At 71.3% G+C, this 23,511-nt stretch carries 22 protein-coding genes; 9 read left to right on the top strand and 13 right to left on the bottom strand.

Annotation, left to right across the window (positions count from 1 at the left end; translation table 11 throughout):
• Positions 1 to 203: 203 nt before the first annotated feature.
• Positions 204 to 1,043: a DUF8083 family protein gene (locus CLT68_RS07460; protein WP_099849706.1), complete on the bottom strand. Its 840-nt coding sequence runs from the start codon at positions 1,041 to 1,043 to the stop codon at positions 204 to 206.
• Between the two features lie 193 nt (positions 1,044 to 1,236).
• Between CLT68_RS07460 and CLT68_RS07455 the strand changes: the two genes are divergently transcribed.
• Positions 1,237 to 2,319: a Leu/Phe/Val dehydrogenase gene (locus tag CLT68_RS07455; protein WP_088950952.1), complete on the top strand. Its 1,083-nt coding sequence runs from the start codon at positions 1,237 to 1,239 to the stop codon at positions 2,317 to 2,319.
• A 302-nt stretch (positions 2,320 to 2,621) separates the two neighbouring features.
• Complete coding sequence (locus tag CLT68_RS07450) at positions 2,622 to 2,837, top strand: DUF3073 domain-containing protein (protein ID WP_088950951.1); 216 nt, start codon at positions 2,622 to 2,624, stop codon at positions 2,835 to 2,837.
• A 136-nt stretch (positions 2,838 to 2,973) separates the two neighbouring features.
• Here the strand turns inward: CLT68_RS07450 and amcA are convergent, their stop codons facing one another.
• The 5 genes from amcA to CLT68_RS07425 form a co-directional block, all read right to left on the bottom strand.
• Positions 2,974 to 3,201, bottom strand: a complete 228-nt coding sequence (gene amcA / locus CLT68_RS07445; protein ID WP_088950950.1) for a multiple cyclophane-containing RiPP AmcA — start codon at positions 3,199 to 3,201, stop codon at positions 2,974 to 2,976.
• Positions 3,182 to 4,273, bottom strand: a complete 1,092-nt coding sequence (gene amcB, locus CLT68_RS07440; RefSeq protein ID WP_354982226.1) for a cyclophane-forming radical SAM peptide maturase AmcB — start codon at positions 4,271 to 4,273, stop codon at positions 3,182 to 3,184. Before amcB ends, amcA begins: the two co-directional genes overlap by 20 nt.
• Before the next feature lie 126 nt (positions 4,274 to 4,399).
• Positions 4,400 to 5,554: a phosphoribosylformylglycinamidine cyclo-ligase gene (gene purM, locus CLT68_RS07435; RefSeq protein ID WP_099849702.1), complete on the bottom strand. Its 1,155-nt coding sequence runs from the start codon at positions 5,552 to 5,554 to the stop codon at positions 4,400 to 4,402.
• A gap of 59 nt (positions 5,555 to 5,613) precedes the next feature.
• A complete protein-coding gene (purF, locus tag CLT68_RS07430) occupies positions 5,614 to 7,152 on the bottom strand; it encodes an amidophosphoribosyltransferase (RefSeq protein ID WP_088950947.1) in 1,539 nt (512 codons plus the stop codon).
• 167 nt (positions 7,153 to 7,319) lie between these two features.
• Positions 7,320 to 7,643 carry a sterol carrier family protein gene (locus CLT68_RS07425; protein ID WP_099849700.1) on the bottom strand — a complete coding sequence of 108 codons (324 nt, stop codon included), beginning with the start codon at positions 7,641 to 7,643 and terminating at the stop codon, positions 7,320 to 7,322.
• A 191-nt stretch (positions 7,644 to 7,834) separates the two neighbouring features.
• Between CLT68_RS07425 and CLT68_RS07420 the strand changes: the two genes are divergently transcribed.
• Positions 7,835 to 9,844: a hypothetical protein gene (locus tag CLT68_RS07420; RefSeq protein WP_143743141.1), complete on the top strand. Its 2,010-nt coding sequence runs from the start codon at positions 7,835 to 7,837 to the stop codon at positions 9,842 to 9,844.
• Between the two features lie 234 nt (positions 9,845 to 10,078).
• Here the strand turns inward: CLT68_RS07420 and CLT68_RS33690 are convergent, their stop codons facing one another.
• From CLT68_RS33690 to purS, 5 genes are all read right to left on the bottom strand, one after another.
• Complete coding sequence (locus tag CLT68_RS33690) at positions 10,079 to 10,207, bottom strand: hypothetical protein (protein WP_486482097.1); 129 nt, start codon at positions 10,205 to 10,207, stop codon at positions 10,079 to 10,081.
• Between the two features lie 63 nt (positions 10,208 to 10,270).
• On the bottom strand, positions 10,271 to 11,026 hold the full coding sequence (locus CLT68_RS07415) for a 2-phosphosulfolactate phosphatase (protein ID WP_099856878.1): 756 nt from the start codon (positions 11,024 to 11,026) through the stop codon (positions 10,271 to 10,273).
• Positions 11,027 to 11,030: 4 nt separating this feature from the next.
• The gene (purL, locus tag CLT68_RS07410) at positions 11,031 to 13,700 is read right to left on the bottom strand and encodes a phosphoribosylformylglycinamidine synthase subunit PurL (RefSeq protein WP_099849698.1); all 2,670 of its coding nucleotides are present in this window, start codon (positions 13,698 to 13,700) and stop codon (positions 11,031 to 11,033) included.
• Positions 13,701 to 13,827: 127 nt separating this feature from the next.
• Positions 13,828 to 14,511 (bottom strand): phosphoribosylformylglycinamidine synthase subunit PurQ, encoded by a 684-nt coding sequence (gene purQ / locus CLT68_RS07405; RefSeq protein WP_088950944.1) that lies wholly within the window; start codon positions 14,509 to 14,511, stop codon positions 13,828 to 13,830.
• Positions 14,508 to 14,771, bottom strand: coding sequence for a phosphoribosylformylglycinamidine synthase subunit PurS (gene purS / locus CLT68_RS07400; RefSeq protein ID WP_030491392.1), 264 nt, complete (start codon positions 14,769 to 14,771; stop codon positions 14,508 to 14,510). Before purS ends, purQ begins: the two co-directional genes overlap by 4 nt.
• A 356-nt stretch (positions 14,772 to 15,127) precedes the next feature.
• Between purS and CLT68_RS07395 the strand changes: the two genes are divergently transcribed.
• Together CLT68_RS07395 and CLT68_RS07390 are read left to right on the top strand one after the other, a co-directional pair.
• Positions 15,128 to 15,811 (top strand): trypsin-like serine protease, encoded by a 684-nt coding sequence (locus CLT68_RS07395; RefSeq protein WP_099849696.1) that lies wholly within the window; start codon positions 15,128 to 15,130, stop codon positions 15,809 to 15,811.
• Between the two features lie 24 nt (positions 15,812 to 15,835).
• Positions 15,836 to 16,399: a YbjQ family protein gene (locus CLT68_RS07390; RefSeq protein ID WP_099849694.1), complete on the top strand. Its 564-nt coding sequence runs from the start codon at positions 15,836 to 15,838 to the stop codon at positions 16,397 to 16,399.
• Positions 16,400 to 16,540: 141 nt separating this feature from the next.
• Here CLT68_RS07390 and purB read toward each other — a convergent pair whose 3' ends face one another.
• Positions 16,541 to 17,965: an adenylosuccinate lyase gene (purB, locus tag CLT68_RS07385; RefSeq protein WP_088952121.1), complete on the bottom strand. Its 1,425-nt coding sequence runs from the start codon at positions 17,963 to 17,965 to the stop codon at positions 16,541 to 16,543.
• Between the two features lie 67 nt (positions 17,966 to 18,032).
• Positions 18,033 to 19,325 carry an acetyl-CoA C-acetyltransferase gene (locus CLT68_RS07380; RefSeq protein ID WP_099849693.1) on the bottom strand — a complete coding sequence of 431 codons (1,293 nt, stop codon included), beginning with the start codon at positions 19,323 to 19,325 and terminating at the stop codon, positions 18,033 to 18,035.
• A 55-nt stretch (positions 19,326 to 19,380) separates the two neighbouring features.
• Here CLT68_RS07380 and CLT68_RS07375 point away from each other — a divergent pair, with 55 nt between their 5' ends.
• The 4 genes from CLT68_RS07375 to CLT68_RS07360 all read left to right on the top strand — a co-directional run bounded on the left by CLT68_RS07375 (position 19,381) and on the right by CLT68_RS07360 (position 23,502).
• Positions 19,381 to 20,745, top strand: coding sequence for a 3-oxoacyl-ACP reductase (locus tag CLT68_RS07375; protein WP_099849691.1), 1,365 nt, complete (start codon positions 19,381 to 19,383; stop codon positions 20,743 to 20,745).
• A gap of 80 nt (positions 20,746 to 20,825) precedes the next feature.
• Entirely contained in the window at positions 20,826 to 21,701 is an 876-nt protein-coding gene (locus tag CLT68_RS07370) for a MaoC/PaaZ C-terminal domain-containing protein (protein ID WP_099856877.1), read from the top strand.
• Positions 21,702 to 21,781: 80 nt separating this feature from the next.
• Positions 21,782 to 22,534: an NUDIX hydrolase gene (locus CLT68_RS07365; RefSeq protein ID WP_099849689.1), complete on the top strand. Its 753-nt coding sequence runs from the start codon at positions 21,782 to 21,784 to the stop codon at positions 22,532 to 22,534.
• Positions 22,531 to 23,502 carry a serine/threonine protein kinase gene (locus CLT68_RS07360; RefSeq protein ID WP_099849687.1) on the top strand — a complete coding sequence of 324 codons (972 nt, stop codon included), beginning with the start codon at positions 22,531 to 22,533 and terminating at the stop codon, positions 23,500 to 23,502. Before CLT68_RS07365 ends, CLT68_RS07360 begins: the two co-directional genes overlap by 4 nt.
• Positions 23,503 to 23,511: the final 9 nt, after the last annotated feature.

Genomic DNA, 23,511 nt, shown 5'->3' with positions numbered 1-23,511 from the left:
ACGCGTCTCCCATGGTCCGGCTAGTCCCCGATGTCCGACATGGGCCGAACGGATGAAGGTCCCTAGACGGACGGATGAACCATGCCCGATTTTTACGACTTTTACACGGCAGAAAGTACCTTATTCGGACTCATGATCACGGTTCGTGATGCGTCAACTACGAGCACACCTCACCTTGGGAGCGCTCCTCGGGCGATATGCCCCTAGTTGCACCGCTCCAGCAGCTGCACGGCACGCCACCGAGCCACCAACGTGTCGTACGCGGCGGACGCCTCCTCGGCCTCACCGCGCGACAGCCCCGCGAGGCCGGTGGCGACCAACTCTGGCGAGTCGTCCGCGGTGAGGGTCTCGTCGGAGAGCAGGTCGACCAGGCCGCCGTAGTCCAACTCGACCACCGAGCGCGGATGGAACTCCTCCAGCCAGCGCGCCGCCTCCTCCACCGCCTCGGTGATCGGCGCCTCGCCCACCGACTTGCGCAGCACCGACAGCGCCCGTGAGGACCGGCGACGGGCCTTGGAGATCTCGGTCCGGTAGCGCAGCGCCCGCAGGCCCGGCTGGGTGACCAGGTCCCGCTCGGCCGGCTCGAAGAGCACGAACCACCGCAGAGGCACCCCCCAGGTGGCGATCTGCTCGTGCACCCGGGGCACCCCGTGCTCCAACACCCGGGCGCCGCTGCGCCAGTCGTCGACGACCGCCCTGGCCTGGCCAGCGAGCACCGGCGGCACGAAGGCGTCGGCGAGCACCGAGGGCACCCCGTCCCGAGCGCTGAGCGCCGCCTCAGCGACCCGGATCCGCAGGTTCCATGGGCAGACCAGCAGGCTGTCGTCCGTCTCCAGGACGTACGCCTCCTCCGGCAGGTCCGGCAGCCGGGTCCAGCCCGCGCCCAGCGCCTCGATCACCGCCGTCCGCTGTCGGCCGGGCCCCTCGACCGGGGCCACCGCCCGCCCCTCGGACACGTAGCGGCGCCAGTAGCTCTGCCGGTCCCGGTCGAAGGCGGTCAACGGTTCGTACACGCGCAGGTAAGAAGCGAAGAGCGACGGCACGGCGCGATCCTCCCACGAACCACAGCCGTATGAGGTCAGCGGCCGGACCACGCGCGCCGCAACGTGGGACGGCGGCGGCGCGTCGAGCGTCCCCAGGGCGGCCGATACTAGGCTCGATCTCACCGGCAGCATCCCCGCCGGGGTCCACCAGGTCCGCGTCCCACAAGGACGCACACCACTCCAGGAGCCAACCATGGGCGTATTCGCGAGCACCGACGATCCGGTATCGACCGGTCACGAACAGGTCGTCTTCTGCCAGGACAAGCAGAGCGGCCTGAAGGCGATCATCGGGATCTACTCCACCGCGCTGGGGCCGGCGCTCGGCGGCACCCGCTTCTACCCGTACGCCAGCGAGGACGACGCGCTCGCCGATGTGCTCGACCTGTCCCGTGGGATGGCGTACAAGAACGCGCTCGCCGGGCTGGACCTGGGCGGTGGCAAGGCCGTCATCTGGGGTGACCCCGAGCAGATCAAGAGCGAGGCGCTGCTGCGCGCGTACGGTCGCTTCGTGGAGTCGCTGGGCGGTCGCTACTACACCGCGTGCGACGTCGGCACCTACGTGGCGGACATGGACGTCGTGGCACGGGAGACCCGCTACGTGACCGGGCGCAGCGTGGAGCACGGCGGCGCCGGCGACTCGTCGATCCTCACCGCCTGGGGTGTCTTCCAGGGCATGCGGGCCGCCTCCGAGCACGTCTGGGGCACTCCGAGCCTGCGTGGCCGCCGGGTCGGCGTCGCCGGCCTGGGCAAGGTCGGCAAATACCTCACCGGCCACCTGCTGGAGGACGGCGCCGAGGTGGTCGCCACCGACGTCAACCCGAAGGCGCTGGCCTGGGTTCGCAGCAACCACCCGCAGGTCACCCTGATGGACGACGCCAGCGCGCTGGTCGCCGCGGACATCGACGTGTACGCGCCGTGCGCGCTGGGCGGCGCGCTGAACGACGACACCGTGCCGGCGCTGCGCGCCAAGGTGGTGACCGGTGCGGCGAACAACCAGCTCGCCCACCCGGGCATCGAGAAGCTGCTGGCCGACCGGGGCATCCTCTACACGCCGGACTACGTGGTCAACGCCGGCGGTGTGATCCAGGTCGCCGACGAGATCGAGGGCTTCAACTTCGACCGGGCGAAGCTGCGGGCAACCCGGATCTACGACACCACCCGCGAGATCCTGGGCCTGGCCGACGCCGAGGGCGTGCCGCCAGCGGTCGCCGCGGATCGGCTGGCCGAGCGCCGGATGGCGGAGGTCGGCCGCCTGCGGTCGATCCACCTGCGCTGAGCATTCCCCGGAGGCGGATCGACGGGATCCGCCTCCGGGCCCCCTGTGCCGGCGCGGCTCGGTAGGCTGAGGGCCGGATCGATTTTGATGCGGTTTGTCCGGTGTCACGGGCGCTAACCGTTCCGCTCCTTACCCGGTACACTGGGTGACGGCCGGATCGACGCGACGCGCAGAGCCGGCTGACGGTAACCCGAGGTGCCGAACGGTGGCATCCCCATGTACCGTAAGAGCCACGAGAGATGCCTGACGTCATCGGGGCCCGCCTTCGGGCTGCCCCGCATTCTGTGCGAGGGGGTCGAGCCATGGGGCGCGGCCGTGCTAAGGCCAAGCAGACAAAGGTGGCCCGGGAGTTGAAGTACCACTCCCCGAACACCGACCTCACCGCCTTGCAGCGCGAACTGGCGGGTGCTGGTAAGTCTGAGCACCACTTCGACGACGACTCTAAAGAGTTCGTCGACGACGATGATGAGGATCACGCGGACGACGATCCGGATCCCTGGGTCCGTCCGGCCCGCTGACCTCTCGACGCAGCTGAGCACGCGGTGATACCCGCGTGCTCACGCACGTCCCGTGCAGGTTCAGCTGCCGACGATCAGGGGCCTGACCCGACCGGAGTATTCCGGCCGCTCGACAGGCCCCTGTTCACGGCTCTCGTCAGCGCGGGCGGTTGTTCCAGTTGTAGAAGGTCGGGATGTTCTCGAAGTGGTTCCAGGCGCAGACCGCGCTGGCACCATCGCCGCCCGACACCTCCGAGCGCAGCCGCCTGGCGTCCTCAGCCTCCTGTAGCAGCGCGACGAGCGCAGGGGCCGCCTCCCGCACCCGCTCGTTGACTCCGTCATCCGCCTCGCGCTCAGGCCGCCGGTTACTGGTGCTCTCGGGCATGCTCCAACACTCCATCCAATAGGCGGATCTTGCTGTTTCGGCAGTGCTCGGTCTCCGTACCGTCAAAACGCCCCAGCTCGAAGTAGCGGTTGGCCGCGTGGCCACCGCCACAGAAGCCGAAGTAGGGGCAGGACACCCGACAGGCCTCCACCCCGGCCAGGAACTCCCCCACCCACGGGGTCGCCGCCGCTCCGCCGAGAATCTCCGCCAGCGGAGCGTGCAGGACGTTGCCGCTGCTGAAATCGCCGTAGCGCGGGTCGGTGAAGCCCGCCAACTCCGGGGACAGCACGGTCACCGAGCCGTCGTGACCGATGGTCGGGATCGGGTCCAGTTGGCGGGGCAGCACCCCGTCAGCCGAGTTGTCGAGCACCGCCGCGGCGTAGCGCAACGTCCACTCGACCTCGCGGAGGTGGATCCGGGGGTCACGGCGCCACGCCGCGACCAGCTCCGCCCAGAACGCGGTCACCGCCGAGGAGTCGTGGCGGTTGTCCCGGGTGTTGACCCCCTCGGTCTCCTCGATGTTGATGCCCAGCACATCGCAGCCCAGCTCGAGGAAGTAGTCGTACAGCTCGGTGGCGAGCCCCGGGCCCGGCTGGGACACCACAGCCAGGGCGGAGAAGGGCAGACCATGACGGCGCAGCGCCGCGACGCCGCGCAGGATGCGGTCGTAAGCCGGCTGGCCGCCCCGGTTGACCCGGTCGCCATTGCGGGCCCGCGGGCCGTCCACGCTCACGCTCACCCGCATCTCGTGCCGGGCGAAGAAGTCACACCAGTCGTCGTCGATCAGCGTGGCGTTGGTCTGCACGTGATGCTCGACCTCGGGGTCGAACGGCGCCATCAGGTCGGCCAGGTGCTCCCGGCCGGCCGCCAACGGCTCGCCGCCGTGCCACACCACGGAGAACCGGCCGGCCGCCGCCCACGGGTTGACCGCCGCCGCCACCGCCTCGGCCACCGCCACCGACATCCGCTGGTCGGTGGCACGAAACGGCAGGTAGCAGTACGCGCAGTCGAGGTTGCAGAGGGTGGTGGGCTGCATGACGACGTACGACGGGACGGTGGAAAGACCCCGCATCCCGCTGAACGACTGTCCCCGAGCAGCCATCGCCCTCCTCCGCCAAGCCTGAGCCCTTCAGGCTAGGCGGCATAGGCCACTCGGGTGAAGCCCTGATCAGGTGCCCGTACGATCACCGGAACGTGATCATCCTCGGGTGTGCTGACCAACCATCTGAACGTTGCCGGTGCCCTCGATGATCTCGCCGGCCTGCCAGGCCTCGACCCCACGGCCGGTCAGCGTGGCCAGCGCCCGGTCGGCGTCCTCGGCCGACACGATCGCGAACATGCCGACGCCCATGTTGAAGGTCGACTCCATGTCCTGGTCGTCGATCCGACCCTTCGACTGGATCAGGTCGAAGATCGGCTGCGGCTTCCAGGTGGAGCGGTTGACCACAGCGTCGACGTGCTCGGGCAGCACCCGGACCAGGTTGCCGGGGATGCCGCCACCGGTGATGTGGGACAGCGCCCGCACCTCCGCCTCGGCGATCAGCTTGAGGCAGTCCTTGGCGTAGATCTTGGTCGGGGTGAGCAGCTCCTCACCGAGGGTCCGCTGCCGACCGAAGTCGTCGATCACGATGTCCAGGCGCATCCGGGCCGCGCCGAGCAGCACGTGCCGGACCAGCGAGTAGCCGTTGGAATGTAGACCGGAGGAGCGCATGGCGATCACCACGTCGCCCACCTCGACCCGGTCCGGGCTGAGGATGTCCGCCTCCTCGACCACGCCGACACCGGTCGCGGAGATGTCGTACTCGTCCGGGCGCAGCACACCGGGGTGCTCGGCGGTCTCCCCGCCCAGCAACGCGCAGCCGGCGTAACGGCAACCGTCGGCGATGCCCGCCCCGATCTCGGCGACCTTGTCCGGAACGACCTCGCCGGTGGCGATGTAGTCGAGCAGGAACAGCGGCTCGGCGCCGCAGGCCACCAGGTCGTCCACGACCATGGCCACCAGGTCGATGCCGACCGTGTCGTGGATGTCCATCTGCTGAGCGATCACCAGCTTGGTGCCCACCCCGTCGGTGGAGGACGCCAGGATCGGGCTCTTGTACTTCTTCGTGTCCAGCCGGAACAGACCAGCGAACCCGCCCAGGTCACCCATCACCTCGGGTCGGCGGGTCTGGCGCACCTTCGACTTGAGCAACTCCACCGCGCGGTCGCCCGCGTCGATCGAGACCCCGGCATCGGCGTACGAGACCGAGCGTTTGCGCGCCTGACGGCCAGCGCCCCCCGTCCAGGGCTGACGGTCGCCGCCGGCGCCGGTCGGGCTGCTTCCTGCGCCGTTGCGCTCGGACACGTGCGTCACGGTTCTCCCCTTTGGTTCTCGGTGCCGCGCCGGCGGTGGCCGGGCCGCGCCGGTTGGTGCTACGGGCGGTTTGCGGTAACGCCACCCGGAGTGGCGACGAACGAGCCGTTGGTGTGCGGGGCTTCCGGCGCCGAGTTGGCGACCCGTCGGCCCACCCCTTCGAGCACGTGCTTGCCGATCAGGTTGCCGGCCGGCAGCTCGATCGGGTACTCCCCATCGAAACACGCCCGACACAGCCTGGTCTTCGGCTGCTCGGTCGCGGCGATCAGGCCAGGAAGCGAGACGTAACCCAGCGTGTCGGCGCCGATGGAGCGCCGGATGCCGTCGTTGTCCAACCCGTTGGCCAGCAGTTCCGCCCGGGTGGCGAAGTCGATGCCGTAGAAACACGGCCAGCTGACCGGCGGCGAGGAGATCCGGACGTGCACCTCCAGTGCCCCCGCCTCACGCAACATCCGCACGATGGCGCGCTGGGTGTTGCCGCGCACGATCGAGTCGTCCACGACCACCAGCCGCTTGCCCCGGACGTTCTCCCGCAGCGGGTTGAGCTTGAGCCGGATGCCGAGCTGACGCAGGGTCTGCGACGGCTGGATGAAGGTGCGCCCCACGTACGGGTTCTTCATCAGGCCGGCGCCGTAGGTGATGCCGGACGCCTCCGCGTAGCCGATCGCGGCCGGGGTGCCCGACTCGGGTACCGGGATCACCAGGTCGGCCTCGACCGGGTGCTCCTTGGCCAACTGCCGGCCGATCTGCACCCGCGCCGAGTGGACGTTGCGCCCGGCGATCGTGGCGTCCGGGCGGGCGATGTAGACGTACTCGAAGAGACAGCCCTTCGGCTCCGGCGCGGCGAACCGCGTGGAGCGCAGGCCGTTCTCGTCGATCGCGATCAGCTCGCCCGGCTCGACCTCGCGCACCACGCTGGCACCGACGATGTCCAGTGCGGCGGTCTCACTGGCCACCACCCAGCCGCGCTCCAGGCGGCCGAGCACCAGCGGGCGGACGCCGTGCGGATCGCGGGCCGCGTAGAGGGTCGACTCGTCCATGAAGACGAAGCTGAACGCGCCACGCAACTGCGGCAGCACCTCCAGTGCGGCCGCCTCGACCGACAGATCCGGTCGGCTGGCGAGCAGCATCGTCACCAGGGAGGTGTCGTTGGTCGAACCGTCCGCGACGAGGCCGCGCTCGGCGACCTCCTTCTCCAGCTCGGCGGTGTTGACCAGGTTGCCGTTGTGAGCCAGCGCGATGGTCGTGCCGGAGGTGGTCGACCGGATCGTCGGCTGGGCGTTCTCCCAGTTCGACGCGCCGGTGGTGGAGTAGCGGGCGTGCCCGATGGCCAGATGGCCGCGCAGGCTCGCCAGGGTGGGCTCGTCGAAGACCTGGGCCACCAGCCCGAGGTCCTTGTAGACCACCACGCCGGAGCCATCGCTCACCGCGATGCCCGCCGCCTCCTGGCCGCGGTGCTGCAGGGCGTAGAGGCCGAAGTAGGTCAGATTGGCAACCTCTTCGCCGGGGGCCCAGACGCCGAAGACGCCACAGGCATCCTGGGGGCCAGGTCGTTGGGGGTCAAGGTCGTGGCTCAGCCGGCCGTCGCCTCGGGGCACCTACCGCTCCCTCATGCTGGTCTGGACCGGCCGGGCGGGATCACGGGCGGATCCACACTTCTCTGCCGGGACCACTGTCTTCGCCTGACAGTGTACGCGAATCGCCGTCAATACAGATAGTCACGATTCCTGCGCAGGTTGTCACCGTGAGTGGGACTCGGAGATAATTAGAGGGGCAGATACGCCGAGAGATCCGCACGGACACCACTCATCTGGACGCGACCTTCGGCGACCGCCTCGACCCAGCCGATCCTCCCGGTCGCCAACCGCAACCAGGTGTCGGGGGCCATCTCGACGACGTTTGGTGGGTTTCCCCTGGTGTGTCGAGGTCCGGGTACGCACTGGATCGCCCCGTATGGTGGGACGCGCACCTCCACCGATCGGCCGGGGGCGCGCTCCGCGAGGACGGCCAACAACGACCGGACCGCCTCTCGGAACACCGGCCGTTCGGGCGTACGCCCCTCGTCAAGCGCCAACAACGCCGCCGTCACGGCAGCGGACTTACTGTGCGGAGAGGACACGACGGGACGATACGACCCGCAGGCCAACTACCTGACGCTGGCCCTGGGTCGCGCCGATCCGGTCGGACAAGGCATAGTTGCCGACGGCGTATCTGAACCGTGATGATCCCCGGCCCGGCGCCCCGCCGGTCAGAGGGAAGTCAGCCCGGAAGGCGGTGGACGTGTCAACACACCGACGTGCCTGGAAGCAGCGGGCCGGTGTGGTCGTAGCGCTGGTTGCCGGCGCTCTGCTCGCCGTCCCCGCCACACCAGCCCTGGCCGCGAAGATCAGCACAGCTGACAACTCCGTCACGATTGATGCTGGCAAGAGCAGCACAGTCAGCGTGGTTGTTAGACCCGACGTCGGCGAAGAGTCCGCAGACATCGACGTGAATGGTCTTCCTGACGGCGTCACCTGCGGCGGGTGCGGCCCGATCACCTTCGACCAACCACTCGCGCCGAAGAACCTGACCCTTACCCTGTCCGCAGCGGCCAACGCGCCCGCAGCCAACGGCACTCAGGCGAGGATCACCGTAACGGGAGACTCCAACTCCCGTACTCTCCGCGTCACCGTCAAGGCAGCCGCCGCTCCGCCGCCGCCGCAGAACCAGACCGTGCGGTCGGTCGCCGGCAAGGTGGTCTCGCAGGCCGACGGCAAGGCCGTGCCGAACGCGTTCGTGGTCCTCCAGGACACCGCCGGTCACCGTTACGACGCCACGAGCGACGGCAGCGGCAACTTCCGGTTCACCGGTACGACCCAGAACCCGATCGCGCCCGGACGGATCGACCTGGGCGCGTCGTTCGACAACATCAAGGCGTTCAAGGTTTTGAACGCCAACGCCGGGCAGGCGGTCACCGGGCAGCGGCTCAGCCTCGCGCTCAAGGCCGAGACGACGCCCAGCGCCACCCCGTCCGCCACCCCCGAGGCCACCCCCACCGACGAGGCGACCGAGGAGGGCACCGCGGAGGAGCCCACCGAGGAGGCCAGCCAGGGTGCTCCGGCGAATGCCGCCAACAACGAGGACGGCGGCGGCTTCAGCTCGTACCTGATCATCCTGCTCGGTGGTCTCCTGGTCGCCGCCGGTGTCGGCACGATCGTGCTGCTCTGGATGAAGCGCAGGGAGAACGGCGACGACGACGACGCTCCGGCAGCTGCCGGCGGCGGCGGAGTGGTGCCGCCATCGCGCGGCGGGTTCCACGGTCCCGACGACCAGACCCGGGTGGTCGGCGGTCGTCCCGGCGGTGGAGCGGACCCGACCATGGTCGGCGGCGCGGCGCTGAGCGAGGCGCCGACGATGATGCACCGACCGGTGGTCGACGACGTTCCGCCAGACCCGTACGGCGCGCCTGCCCAGGCGTACGGCGGCGCGGGTCAGCAGGGTTGGGGCGGCGCCGGCTACGGCGAGGAGCCAGCGTCCGCCGGGTACGGTGCCGGCGGCTACGGCAACGCCCCCGCTTCCGGTGGCGGCTACGGCACTCCGGCCGGCCCGGAGGGCGGGTACGGCACCGGTGCGGCCGGTGACGGTTACGGTGCCGCGCCCGGTGCCGGTTACGGCAATGCTCCGGCCTCCGGTGCCGGCTACGGGAACGCTCCGGCCTCCGGTGGCGGCTACGGCGGTCGTGATTACGACGCCCCGGGCGGCACCGCCGCCTACCCGCCGGCTCCCGCTGGCGGAGCGGCCTACGGCGAGCGGTTCGACGAGCCGACCGGCCGGTACACCGGCGACAGCACCCAGTACCCGGCTCCGGCCGACCCGTACGCAACCGGCGTCTACCAGCCGGAGCAGGGGCAGGGGTACGGCCAGCCCGACGCCGCCCCGTACGGCGGTCGCGCCGCCGAGCCGACCGCGGGATACGGCGCTCCGGAGGCTGGCGGGTACGACCAGGGTGGCTACGGTCAACCGGCCGGCGGATACAACCAGGGCGGCAACTACGGCCAGGAGCCCCCGCAGCAGCAGCGCGGCGGCTACGACGACCGGGGTTACGACCAGGGCGGCTACGGCCAGCCCGCCAGCGGCGGATACGACCAGGGCGGCAACTACGGCCAGGAGCCCCCCCAGCAGCAGCGCGGCGGCTACGACGAGCGGGGCTACGACCAGGGCGGCTACGGCCAGCCCGCCGGGCGGAACCGACCGGACACCCCGGCGCCGACCGAGCGCGGCGGTCGCCGCCTCGACTGGCTGGACGACTGACCCCACCACAGCACATGGAAACGGCCACCCGGAGATCCGGGTGGCCGTTTCGCTGCAAGACCCACTCGCGGTCAGTGAAGTCGGGCCATCCCGAAGACCTGGACACCGCGACTTCCTGAAAACCGAGTTGATCACAAGGCGCGGGCCGGCGCGGTCAGGCGCGGGCCGGCGCGGTCAGGCGCGGGCCGGCGCGGTCAGGCGCGGGCCGGCGCGGTCAGGCGCGGGCCGGCGCGGTCAGGCGGCGGAGAAGACGCCCTGGTGGAGCACGGGGACGACGTCCGACACGCCGATGCGGACGGCGACGTCGACGTCCGCGGCGAAGCCGTTCTCGGTCAACTCCCGACCGGAGACGCTGCCGCGCACCGCGGCGGGCAGATCCGGAGTGCTCGCCAGCGCCGAGTCGACACCGCCGATCGCGGGCCTCGCTCAGGCGGCGGAGAAGACGCCCTGGCGCAGCACCGGGACCACCGCCGACACACCCACCTGGACGGCGACGTCCACGTCCTCGGCGAAACCACTCTCGGTCAGCTCGCGTCCGGAGACGCTGCCGCGTACCGCGGCGGGCACGTCCGGAGTGCTGGCCAGCGCGGCGAGCGCCATGGCCGCCTCCACGGACAGCCCACCCGGCACGCCGGAGAGGGCGTCCAGCACCGAGGCGGCGCCGAGTTGGTCCTCCACCGACGGTCGCAGCGACCCGTCCGGCCACCGCTCCCCTGAGGCGATCACGCCGATCGGGGCGTCCAGCGTTCCGTACCCCCGGCGGCGCAGCCAATGCCCGACGGCGCGAGCGTTGCGCAGGCACGCCGCGACCACCGGCAGACCGGTGGCGCTGGCGGCGGCGCTGATGGCCGAGCCGTTCGGGGAGGGCAGCACGAGGTCCGCCACCACCGGCGCGGTGCTCAGTGCGGCGGGCGACAGCGACCACGGATGCTCCGCGCTCACCTGCCGCCGCCCCACCGCAGCGGTCGCGCCGACCCGCACCGCGTAGTCCGCGGCCTGTTCACCCCAGGGGAACGGGTGCACCCGCATGCCACGGGCGACCGCCACCTCCACCGAGGTGGTGAACGACAGAACGTCCACCACCACCAGTGCGGCGCAGACCCGTCCGAGCTCGGCCGCCCCGGTCAGCCCCCAGTCGAACCGGGCACCGGAACCAGGTTGGCCGTGGACGGCGGCCGCCAACGCCTCAGCGCTCGTCAGGCGACGGCTCGGCGACACCGGGGTCAGACTCGGCGGCGGTGCCCGGCTGCTCCGACTCGATCGGCTCGACGGCACCGGTCTGCGGGACCGGCCCGAACGAGGCGATCGGCTCGGATACCACCTCCGCGGGATCGACCGGCTCGGCCTCCGCGACCGGCAGCGGGACGCCCTCGACCGCACCCGCCACGTCGGCGGCCGGCGCGGGCACCTCGACGGCGGCGGCACCCCCGAAGAGGCGCGGCAACGTCTCGGTGTGCGCGGTGCGCAGCTCGTCCAGGCCGATCCGGAACTGGCCGTGCACCTCAAGCGCCCCACCGGACGGGTCGGTGACGCCGATCAGCTCGAACGGCACACCCCGCTCGGCGCAGAGCGCCGCGAACGCCTTGTCGTGGCCGCGTGGCACCGAGACCAGCGCCCGGGTGGCGGACTCACTGAACAGGTAGACGAACGGCATCGAGCCCTCGGTGAACTGCTCCGGCACCGCGACCCGGGCACCGACGCCGCGCCGCAGGCAGGACTCGACCAGGCTCTGGGCGAGACCACCGTCGGAGAGGTCGTGCGCGGAGGCCAGGTGACCGACCCGTGCCGCCTCGGCCAGCAGCTCGGCGAGCGCCTTCTCCCGGGCGAGGTTGACCTGCGGCGGGATGCCACCGAGGTGCTCGTGCGTCACCCAGGCCCACTCCGAGCCGGACAGCTCCACGTTCGTCTCGCCGAGCAGGTAGAGCTGGTCGTGGTCGCCACCGGCGCGCGGCACGAAGCCCATCGGCACCCGGTCGGCGACGTTGTCCAGCACGCCCAGGACACCGACCACCGGGGTCGGGTGGATGGCCGCCGCGCCGGTCTGGTTGTAGAAGCTGACGTTGCCGCCGGTCACCGGGATGCCCAGCTCCAGGCAGCCGTCCGCGAGGCCGCGGACGGCCTCGGCGAACTGCCACATGACGCCCGGGTCCTCCGGGGAGCCGAAGTTGAGGCAGTCGGTGACGGCGATCGGCTTCGCGCCGGTCACCGCCACGTTCCGGTACGCCTCGGCCAGGGCCAGCTTGGTGCCGTTGTACGGGTCGAGCCTGGCGTACCGGCCGTTGCCGTCAACCGACAGGGCCACACCCAACCCGGTCCGCTCGTCGATCCGGATCACGCCGCCGTCCTCCGGCTGGGCGAGCACGGTGTTGCCCAGCACGTAGCGGTCGTACTGCTCGGTGACCCAGGTCTTGTCGGCGAGGTTCGGCGACGCGATCATGCGCAGAACGGTTTCCCGCAGCGCCTCCGGGTCGGCCGGGCGGGGCAGCGTCTCGGCCCGGTCGGCCTGGAGCAGGATCAGGTCGGCCGGCTCACGCATCGGCCGGGCGTAGACCGGACCGTCGTCGACCAGCGAACCCGGCGGCACGTCGACGACCAGGTGGTCCTGCCAGGTGATCAGCAGTCGACCCGGGCTGCCGTCCGGCTCTGGTGCGGTGACCTCACCGATCGCGGTGGCGAGAACGCCCCACTTTTCGCAGGTCTTGAGCACCGCGTCGAGCTTCTCCGGCTCGACGACCAGCAGCATCCGCTCCTGCGACTCGCTGGCCAGGATCTCGTGCGGGTCCATCGAGGGCTCGCGCAGCGGCACCCGCTCCAGCCAGACCCGCATGCCGGTGCCGGCCGCGGCGGCGGTCTCGGTGAGCGCGCAGGTCAGGCCGGCGCCCCCGAGGTCCTGAATGCCGACGACCAGTTGGCCGTCGTACAGCTCGAGGCACGCCTCGATCAGCAGCTTCTCGATGAACGGGTCGCCGACCTGCACGGCGGGTCGACGTGCCTCGCTGCCCTCGTCGAAGGTCGCGCTGGCCAGCACCGACACGCCACCGATGCCGTCCCGGCCGGTCTTGGCGCCCATCAGAACGACAACGTTGCCCGGGCCGGCGGCGGCCTTGTTCTGCAGCCGCTCGACCGGCAACACGCCCAGGCAGAGCGCGTTGAGCAGCGGGTTGCCCTGGTAGGAGGGGTCGAAGACCAGCTCACCACCGATGTTGGGCAGACCGAGGCAGTTGCCGTAGCCGCCGACGCCGGCAACCACACCGGTGAGCACGCGGGCGGTGTCCGGGTGGTCCGCGGCACCGAAGCGCAGCGGGTCCATCACCGCGATCGGGCGGGCGCCCATGGCGAGGATGTCCCGGACGATGCCGCCGACGCCGGTGGCCGCACCCTGGTACGGCTCGACGAAGCTGGGGTGGTTGTGCGACTCGACCTTGAAGGTCACCGCCAGCTCGTCGGAGATCTGCACGACACCGGCGTTCTCACCGATGCCGGCGAGCATCCGGTCGCTGGGCGGGGCCTTCTCGCCGAACTGGCGCAGGTGCACCTTGCTCGACTTGTAGGAGCAGTGCTCGCTCCACATGATCGAGTACATCGCGAGCTCGGACTGCGTTGGCCGGCGGCCGAGGATCTGCCGGATCCGGTCGTACTCGTCGTCGCGCAGACCAAGCTCGGTGTACGGCTGAAGCTCGCCCGGGGTGCCATCGGCGCGCGGAACGGTGTCCACGCCCTCGGTCCAGACGGCGGGAGCCGGCTGGGCGGGGGCGGTGGCCGGTGCCACGGGCTGCGCCAGGCTGGGCTCCGCCGGCTGCGACGGAGCGGAGTACGCCTCCGGTGTGTCGCGTACCGGGTCCGGATGGGTGGTCATGACCTCTCCTCGCTGCGCTCGTGCCCGCCAGACCGGCGGTTGAGCAGACCGATGATCGTGTCGCCGGTCACCGCCCCCGTCTTCGTTCGCGACTGCGGGGCTCGCAGACCCGGCTCACTCCTCGCGCTCACGCTGGCGCCCCCACCAGGTGCTTGAGGACCGACGTGAAGAACCCGAGGCCGTCCAGCGAAGGACCGGTGAGCGCCTCCACCGCGTGCTCGGGGTGCGGCATGATGCCCACCACGTTGCCGGCGGCGTTGGTGATCGCGGCGATGTCGCGCATCGACCCGTTGGGGTTGCCGCCGACGTAACGGGCAACCACCCGACCCTCGGCTTCGAGCTGGTCCAGCGTCGCGGTGTCCGCGACGTAGCAGCCCTCGCCGTTCTTGACCGGGATGAGCACCTCCTGGCCGGGCTGGAACGCGTTGGTCCACGCGGTGCCGGCCGACTCGATGCGCAGGACCTGGTCCCGGTTACGGAAGTGCAGGTGCTGGTTACGGGTGAGCGCGCCGGGCAGCAGGTGCGCCTCGCACAGGATCTGGAAGCCGTTGCAGATGCCGAGCACCGGTAGACCGCCCTGAGCGGCGTCCACGATCGTCTCCATCACCGGGGCGAACCGGGCGATGGCGCCGCAGCGCAGGTAGTCACCGTAGGAGAAGCCACCGGGCAGAACGACCGCGTCGACGCCGTGCAGCTGCGGGTCGCCGTGCCAGAGCCGGACCGGCTCAGCGCCGGCGATCCGGACCGCTCGGGCCGCATCCCCGTCGTCGAGCGAGCCGGGGAAGGTGACCACACCGACCCGGGCGGTCACGAGCGGGCGTCCGCGGTCTCGTCGGCCTCGACCAGGCGGACGGTGAAGTCCTCGATGACCGGGTTGGCGAGCAGCTTGTCGGCAATCTCCCGAGCGCGGTCCAGGTCCGGTTCACCGGTGAACTCGATCTCGATCCGCCTGCCGATCCGAACCGAGGCGACGTCACCGACGCCGAGCCGGGGCAGCGCGTTTGCGACGGCCTGGCCCTGCGGATCGAGGATCTCGGGCTTGAGCATGACGTCGACGACGACGCGAGGCACTGGGCACTCCTGACTGTGTACGCAGTTGGGTGCCGACCCACAACGGGCGAGCGCAGCCAGCGTACCTGGCAGATACGGCCACGGACGCACCGGCCGCCTGCAGTTCAAGCAGTGATCAACATTACTGGCGCTCTGAGCGGCTCCACAGGCGGGGCAGGTGGCCTCAGCAGGGCATACACGGCGCAACGGGACGCCGAATCGTTACATCGGCGATCCTCGATCAGGCCCTTGATAACGGCCGGTCCGGGCCCTACTGTACATCGACGTAAGTCGATTCAGGCGGCAGGGGGGACCTCCCGCTGTCGCCCATCCACACCCGGCGACCCCGGGTCCGCCCCGCCCAAGGAGTCCACCCGATGCACATCCGCCCCCTGCTCGCCGTACTCAGTATCGCGCTGGTCGGCGCCCTCGGCACCGCGTCCGGCGCGTCCGCCGCCCCGCCCGGCCCGCAACCCATCATCGGCGGCACCACCGTCTCGTCCGCACCCTGGGCGGCGGCGGTCATGAGCAACGGCTCGTTCACCTGCTCCGGCAGCGTGATCTCCCCGCAATGGGTGCTCACCGCCCGGCACTGCATCAGCGGCACCATGTCCGTCCGGGTCGGCAGCGTGTACCGCTCCTCCGGCGGCGTCACCCGTACGGTCAGCGCCACCTACACCCGCAACGACCTCGCCCTCATGCGACTCTCCAGCACCGTCAGCACCTCGACGGTCAGCCTGGCCAGCAGCAACCCGCCCCTCAACTCGACGAACTCGATCTACGGCTGGGGCATGACCTGCTACAGCGGCTGCTCCGCGTCGAGCCAGCTGAAGACCGCCACCGTGCGGGTGACCAGCAACAGCGTCACCGACGCGTACGGCGGGCAGGCGATCCGGAGCACCGAGATCAGCGGCAACGCGTGGCGGGGCGACTCGGGTGGCCCGCAGTTCTACAACGGCCGGCAGGTCGGCGTCGCCTCCACCGCCGACGGGCAGAGCATCCAGAACTACGGCAGCGTTGCGTACAACCGGGCCTGGATCACCTCGGTGGCCGGTGTCTGACGGTTGCCGCCCGGTGCGGTGCGGATGGTCGGCGGCGTGCCGGCCGTCCGCGCTGCGTCGTTTTGCAGCATCCGATCAGGTGAACAATGCACCCGATCGGGTCACGCCACTCCTGACAGCATCGGAAACGTGCTGGTCGTGACGACAGAGCAACTGCCCGGCTACGAGATCCGCCAGATTCTCGGTGAGGTGGTGTCATCGATGGCCAGGACGCGCAACCCGTACCGCGAGGGGGTCAAGAACCTGCGCGGTGGCGCGTACGACCCGATGGCTCCGGACAACCTGACCCGGTGGCGCACCGACTCGGTGGCCCGGCTCGGCGAGGAGGCCCTGCGGCTCGGCGCGAACGCGGTGATCGGCATGCGGTTCGACAGCCGGGACTGCGGTGAGATGTGGATGGAGATCTGCGCGTACGGGACGGCCGTGGTCGTCGTGCCCAAGATGCCCGAGGTCATGCCGGCCGACCAGCCGGTGGTCGCCGCGGAGACCGCCGAACCCGCGGGCTTCACGGGGTCGCCCGGCGGCATCGCCGAACCGGCCAGCGCACCCAACCTCAGAACCGCCGCCGAAACCCCAACCGGCGAATAACCCCACCCCAGGCCCCACCCACGCCGCCCACGCACCCCATGCGGTTGATCAAGAGATTTCCGTCAAGTAGGAGATCAAAGTTGACGCAAACCTCTTGATCACCGGGGCTGGGTGGGGTTGGGGGGTGGGGTGGGGTGGGGGTTAGAGGATGGGGGGCGGGCTGTAGGTGGCGGCTTCCGGGTGGGTCTCGACCACCTTGGTGATGCGGCTGGTTACCGCTGCCACCTGGGCGGCGGCGGCGCCGACGAAGGCGGAGCGGTCGGCGACCAGGGTGTCGATGTCGGCGCGGGACAGGCCGAGTCGGCCGTCCGCCGCCAGGCGGTCGAACAGGTCGTTCTCCGGCGAGCCCTTCTCACGCATCGCCAGGGCCACAGCGACCGCGTGCTCCTTGATCACCTCGTGCGCGACCTCGCGGCCGACGCCACGCCGGACCGCCGCCACCAGGATCTTCGTGGTGGCCAGGAACGGCAGGAACCGCTCCAGTTCCCGGTTGATCACCGCCGGGTACGCACCGAACTCGTCGAGCACTGTGAGGAACGTCTGGAACAGCCCGTCGGCGGCGAAGAACGCGTCCGGCAGGGCCACCCGGCGGACCACCGAGCACGACACGTCGCCCTCGTTCCACTGGTCGCCGGCCAGCTCGCCGACCATCGACAGGTAACCCCGGATGATCACCGCGAAGCCGTTCACCCGCTCCGACGAGCGGGTGTTCATCTTGTGCGGCATCGCGCTGGAGCCGACCTGGCCCGGCTTGAAGCCCTCGGTCGCCAGCTCCTGACCGACCATCAGCCGGATCGTGGTGGCCAGCGACGACGGCGCTGCGGCGGTCTGGGCCAGCGCGGCCAGCACGTCGAAGTCCAGTGAGCGCGGGTAGACCTGCCCGACGCTGTTCAGTACGCGGGAGAAGCCCAGGTGCTCGGCGACGCGCCGCTCCAGCTCGGCCACCTTGTCGGCGTCGCCGTCGAAGAGGTCCAGCTGGTCGGCGGCCGTGCCGACCGGGCCCTTGATCCCCCGCAGCGGGTAGCGGGCGATCAGGTCCTCCAGCCGCTCGTACGCGATCAGCAGCTCCTCCGCCGCCGACGCGAAGCGCTTGCCCAGCGTGGTGGCCTGCGCGGCCACGTTGTGGGAACGGCCGGTCATGACCAGGTCGGTGTGCTCGTACGCGAGGAAGGCGAGCCGGGCCAGGGTGGCCACGACGCGGTCCCGGATCAGCTCCAGCGAGGCGCGCACCTGGAGCTGCTCGACGTTCTCGGTGAGATCCCGCGAGGTCATGCCCTTGTGCACGTGCTCGTGCCCGGCGAGCGCGCTGAACTCCTCGATCCGGGCCTTCACGTCATGCCGGGTGACCCGCTCCCGCTCCGCGATCGAGGCGAGGTCGACCTGGTCGAGCACCCGCTCGTACGCCTCGACCACACCGTCCGGCACGGCGACGCCCAGATCCCGCTGGGCGCGCAGCACGGCGAGCCAGAGCCGCCGCTCCATCCGGACCTTCTCCTCCGGAGACCAGAGGGCGACCAATTCGGGCGAGGCGTACCGGTTGGCCAGCACGTTGGGGATCGTCGTCACGTACCTCATTGTCCCGCACCCACCGGTCGACACCTGGACCGGGCCGGGCTGTCCGGGGCTGCCGCCCTCAACGCTCCAGGATGGCGGTCACACCCTGACCACCGGCTGCGCAGATGGAGATCAGCCCGCGTCCGCTGCCCCGCTCGGCCAGCAGCTTGGCCAGGGTCGCCACGATCCGCCCGCCGGTGGCGGCGAACGGGTGTCCGGCGGCCAGCGACGAGCCGTTGACGTTGAGCCGGTCGGTGTCGATCGCGCCCAGCGGCGCGTCGAGGCCGAGCCGGTCCTTGCAGAACTCCGGCGACTCCCAGGCGGCGAGGGTGGCCAGCACCTGGGACGCGAACGCCTCGTGGATCTCGTAGTAGTCGAAATCCTGCAACGTCAGGCCGGCGCGGGCCAGCATCCGGGGCACCGCGTACGCGGGGGCCATCAACAGCCCCTCGTCACCGTGCACGAAGTCCACCGCGGCCGTCTCCGACCAGCTGAACCAGGCCAGCACCGGCAGGTTGTGCGCGGCCGCCCACTCCTCGCTGGCGAGCAGCACGGTGGATGCCCCGTCAGTGAGCGGTGACGAGTTGCCGGCGGTCATGGTGGCCTGCTCGGCGTCCGGGCCGCGGGTGCCGAAGACCGGCTTGAGCGAGCCGAGCTTCTCCACGCTGGTGTCCGGGCGCAGGTTCGCGTCGCGGGTCAGCCCCAGGTACGGCGTCATCAGGTCGTCGAAGAAACCCCTGTCGTACGCGGCGGCGAGCCGCTGGTGCGAGCGCAGGGCCAGCTCGTCCTGGGATCGCCTGTCGATCTGCCAGCGCACCGCGGTGCGGGCAGCGTGGTCGCCCATGGACAGGCCGGTGCGGGGTTCGGCGTTGCGCGGGATCTCCGGCTTGAACGGCTGGATTGGGCGCAGCTTCGCCGCGACCTTGAGCCGTTCGCCCAGCGTGCGGGCCGAGTTGAGCTTGAGCAGCGTGCGGCGCATCTCCTCGTTGACCGCGAGCGGCGCGTCGGAGGTGGTGTCGACGCCGCCGGCGATGCCCACGTCGAGTTGACCGAGGGCGATCTTGTTGGCGACGAGGATCGCCGCCTCCAGGCCGGTGCCGCAGGCCTGCTGGATGTCGTACGCCGGGGTGTGCGGGTCGAGTCGGGAGCCGAGGACCACTTCGCGGGTGAGGTTGAAGTCGCGGGAGTGCTTGAGCACCGCGCCGGTCACCACCTCACCGACGCGCTGCCCGGCCAGCCCGTACCGGGCGATCAGTCCGTCCAGCGCGGCGCCGAGCAGGTCGGCGTTCGACGCGTCCGCGTAGCGCGAGTTGGAACGGGCGAAGGGGATGCGGTTGCCCCCGATGACCGCGACCCTCCGGATGCTCTGCACGATCCGCCTCCTCGACATGTGTTGCTCGAACCCTACTCGCCAGTAGGCTACGCCCATGACCGACAGGTACGCGAGCTTCGTCCAATCGGCTGCCGGCCGCACGCTGGTCAAGCGCCTCGGGCTGCCCGACCCGCCCCGACTGCGCCGGCACTCTCCCGGCGACCCGCTGCTGCCCGGGCCGGCCCTGCTCGGCGCGGCCACCGGCGGCCGGCTCGCCGAGCCGGTCGGCAGGATCCTGACCGCCGCCGGGGTCGAGGTGGCCGACCCGGCCGCCGACACCGCCCCCGGCGACAACCCGCGGCGGTACGGCGCACTGCTCTTCGACGCCACCGGGATCACCGATTCGACCGAGCTGCGCCAGCTCTACGACTTCTTCCACCCACAGGCCCGGGCCGTGCTGCCCGGCGGCCGGGTGATCGTGCTGGGCACACCACCGCAGGAGTGCCCGACGCCCCGCGAGGCGACCGCCCAGCGCGCCCTGGAAGGTCTGGTGCGCAGCATCGGCAAGGAGTTCGGCCGGGGCACCACCGCCCAACTCGTCTACGTGACCCGCGCCGAGAACGGCGTCCTCACCAGCCTCGAGTCGACGCTCCGGTTCCTGCTGTCCGGGCGGTCCGCGTACGTCTCGGGTCAGGTGATCCGGGTCGGTGCCGGCGAGGCGACCGCCCCGGCCGACTGGGACCGCCCACTGGACGGGCAGGTCGTGCTGGTCACCGGCGCCGCCCGGGGCATCGGCGCGGCGCTGGCCCGGGTGCTCGCCCGCGACGGCGCACAGGTGGTGGCACTGGACATCCCGGCCGCCGGTGACGCGCTGGCCGCGGTGGCGAACGACATCGGCGGTACGGCGGTGCAACTCGACCTGACCGCACCGGACGCACCGACCCGGCTCGCCGATCACCTGGCCGGCCGACACGGCCGGGTCGACGTGGTGGTGCACAACGCCGGCATCACCCGGGACAAGACGCTCGGCCGGATGGACGCCGACCGGTGGGATCAGGTCATCGACGTCAACCTCTCCAGCCAGGAGCGCATCAATGACGTGCTGTTGGAGCGGGGGCTCATCCCGACCGGCGGGCGGCTCGTCTCGGTCTCGTCGATCGCCGGGATCGCCGGCAACCGGGGGCAGACCAACTACGCCACCAGCAAGGCCGGCGTGATCGGCCTGGTCGACTCGCTCGCCCCGGCTCTGCGGGAGCGGGGGATCAGCGTCAACGCGGTGGCCCCGGGCTTCATCGAGACCCGGCTGACCGCGCGTATCCCGCTGGTGGTCCGCGAGGCGGGCCGGCGGATGAACAGCCTGGCCCAGGGCGGGCTTCCGGTGGACGTGGCGGAGACGATCGGCTGGTTGGCCTGGCCGGCCAGCGGTGCGGTCAGCGGAAACGTGGTCCGGGTCTGCGGCCAGAGCCTGCTGGGGGCGTGATGGGCACTCGGAGGCAGCCGGACGACGACCTCTCCCTGCACGAGCTGATCGACGGCCCGACGGAGACACTGTCGGCGGAGATGCGGGCCGCGGCACTCCGGCCGGAGCCCGCCGGCCGTGACCGGGTCGAACTGCCTCGGATGCCGGCGGCCGGAGCGCTCTACCGTCGGGCGTTGCTCGGCGCGCTGCCCGGCCTGGGCGGCGGGCGGCGCGGCCCCGGCGTGCCGGGCGTCGAGTTGGCAGCGGGCGGGGTGAGCGTCGACCGGGCGCACCTGGCCGCCTACGACCGGGTCTGCGGGTTCCGGCTCACCGATCGCCTGCCGGGCACGTTTCCGCACGTCATGGGCTTCCCGCTGACCCTGCGGCTGATGACCGCGACGGAGTTTCCCTTTCCACTGATCGGCCTGGTGCACGTCGGCAACCGGATCACCGTGCACCGCCCGATCACCGCCGACGAGACCCTCGACTTCACGACGTACGCGGAGAACCTGCGCCCGCACGACCGGGGGCGGCAGGTGGACGTGGTGCTGGTCGGCTCGGTCGCCGGCGAGAAGGTCTGGGAGGGTGTCTCGACGTACCTGGGTCGGGAGCGCAAGCCTGGCGGGGGCGACCGGAGTGGACGCACCGAGCCGCCGGCCGGCACGTCCCGCTGGCGGGTGGAGCCCCGGGTCGGCACGGAGTACGCGCGGGTGTCCGGGGACCACAACCCGATCCACACGTCCCGGCTCGGGGCGCGGCTCTTCGGCTTCCACCGGCCGATCGCGCACGGCATGTGGAGCAAGGCGCGCTGCCTGGCCGCACTGGAGAACCGGCTGCCGGACGCCTACACCGTCGAGGTCGCCTTCAAGCTTCCCGTCCCGCTTCCGAGCACTGTGAGTTTCGCCCTCCTGCCGGACGGCGGGTTCGCCCTGCACGACTCGCGCGGCCGACCGCACCTCGCAGGTCTGGTGCGCTGACGGGCACCCCTCTTGGCAGGGGCGCTCGCATGCGCTAGGTTGTTCTCACAGCGAGATGTTCTCAGAATGAGAGAGACGCGATGAACGAGCAGGAGTTCCTGGCCGCGTACGACCCCCGGGCCTATCCGTCGGTCGCGGTGACCGTCGACGTGGTGGCGCTGACCATCCGCGACGACGCGCTGCACCTGCTGCTGATCCGGCGCGGCCAGGCACCCTTCGAGGGGCACTGGGCGCTGCCCGGTGGGTTCGTCCAACCCGACGAGGACCTGACCGCTGGCGCCCGACGCGAGCTGGCCGAGGAGACCGGGCTCGGCGGCGAGGGGCTGCGCCGCGTACACCTGGAGCAGTTGGGCAGCTACGGCGCTCCCGACCGCGACCCGCGGATGCGCATCGTCTCGATCGCCCACCTCGCGTTCGCCCCCGACCTGCCGGACCCGGCCGCCGGCACCGACGCCGACGAGGCGATCTGGCTGCCGGTGACCGCGCTGACCAGCCGGCAGCTCGCCTTCGACCACGGCCGGATCATCGACGACGCGCTGGAACGGGCCCGGTCCAAGCTGGAATACACGCCGCTCGCCACCCGCTTCCTCGCCGCCGAGTTCACGATCAGCGAGCTGCGCGCCGTCTACGAGACGGTCTGGGGTCACCCGCTGCACGCCGGCAACTTCCACCGCAAGGTTCTGTCCGTGCCGGGCTTCGTGGAGAGCACCGGCGCCAGCACCGAGCGCGGTGGCGCCCGCGGCGGCCCCCGCGCCCGGCTCTACCGCGCCGGCGACGCCCGACTGCTGCACCCGGCTCTGCTGCGCCCCGCCCGCGAGGAGACGGTGCGATGAGGACGGCGGCGGCCATCGACCTGGTCGCGGCGGCCCGCACCGACGCCGACCTGTTCGGCACGGACCAGCCGGCCCGGCGTTACCGCGAGCTGGTCGCGGCCCTGCACCCCGACCGCCTGCCGGCCGACCCGGTGGTACGCGCCGAGGCAGTCGACGCGTTCATCCACGTCACCACCCGGTGGCAGGCCCGGCAGGTCACCGTCCTCGGCGACTACCGGCTCCGCGCGCCGGCCCACTCGGGTGACCTGGCCGACCTCTACGACGTCGGTGACGATCGGCTGCTCAAGCTCCCCCGGCGGCCCGCCGACAACGACCTGATGGCCCGTGAGGCACACGCCCTGCACACCATCGCCGAGCGCGGCGACCCGCGCTACCTGCCGTACGTGCCCCGGCTCGTCGACGAGTTCCCGCACCGCGACCCCGCGACCGGCGCCGAACGGCGGATCAACGTGCTCGCCACCGCGCCCGGCCTGCACGACCTCGACGAGGTGCGGCGCGCGTACCCGGACGGGTTGGACGCCCGGGACGTGGCCTGGATGTGGCGGCGGCTGCTGGTGGCGCTCGGCCTGGCCCACAGCGCCGGCATCGTGCACGGCGCGGTTCTGCCGCGACACGTGCTGATCGAGCCGGCCGCCCACGGCGTGGTGCTCATCGACTGGTGCTTCTCCGCCCCGATCGGCGGCACGATCCCGGCGATGGTGCCCGGCCAGGAGGACTGGTATCCGCCCGAGGTCTTCCGGAAGAGGCCCTGCGGGCCGGGCAGCGACATCTGGATGGCCACCCGCTGCATGACCTCGCTGCTGAACCGCCACGCGCCGCGCGAGCTGCTCACCTTCGCCCAGGGCTGCCGGCACCGCTTCCTCTCCGACCGGCCCGACGACGCCTGGCGCCTGCTGCGCGAATTCGACCAGGTGCTGGACCGGCTCTACGGGCCACGCACCTTCCGACCCTTCACCCTCACCCCCTAAGGAGAGCTG

It is taken from the genome of Micromonospora sp. CNZ299, from assembly GCF_002754415.1.
The sequence above is the reverse complement of the archived record's forward strand: the minus strand, read 5'-3'. Positions and strand labels throughout refer to the sequence as shown.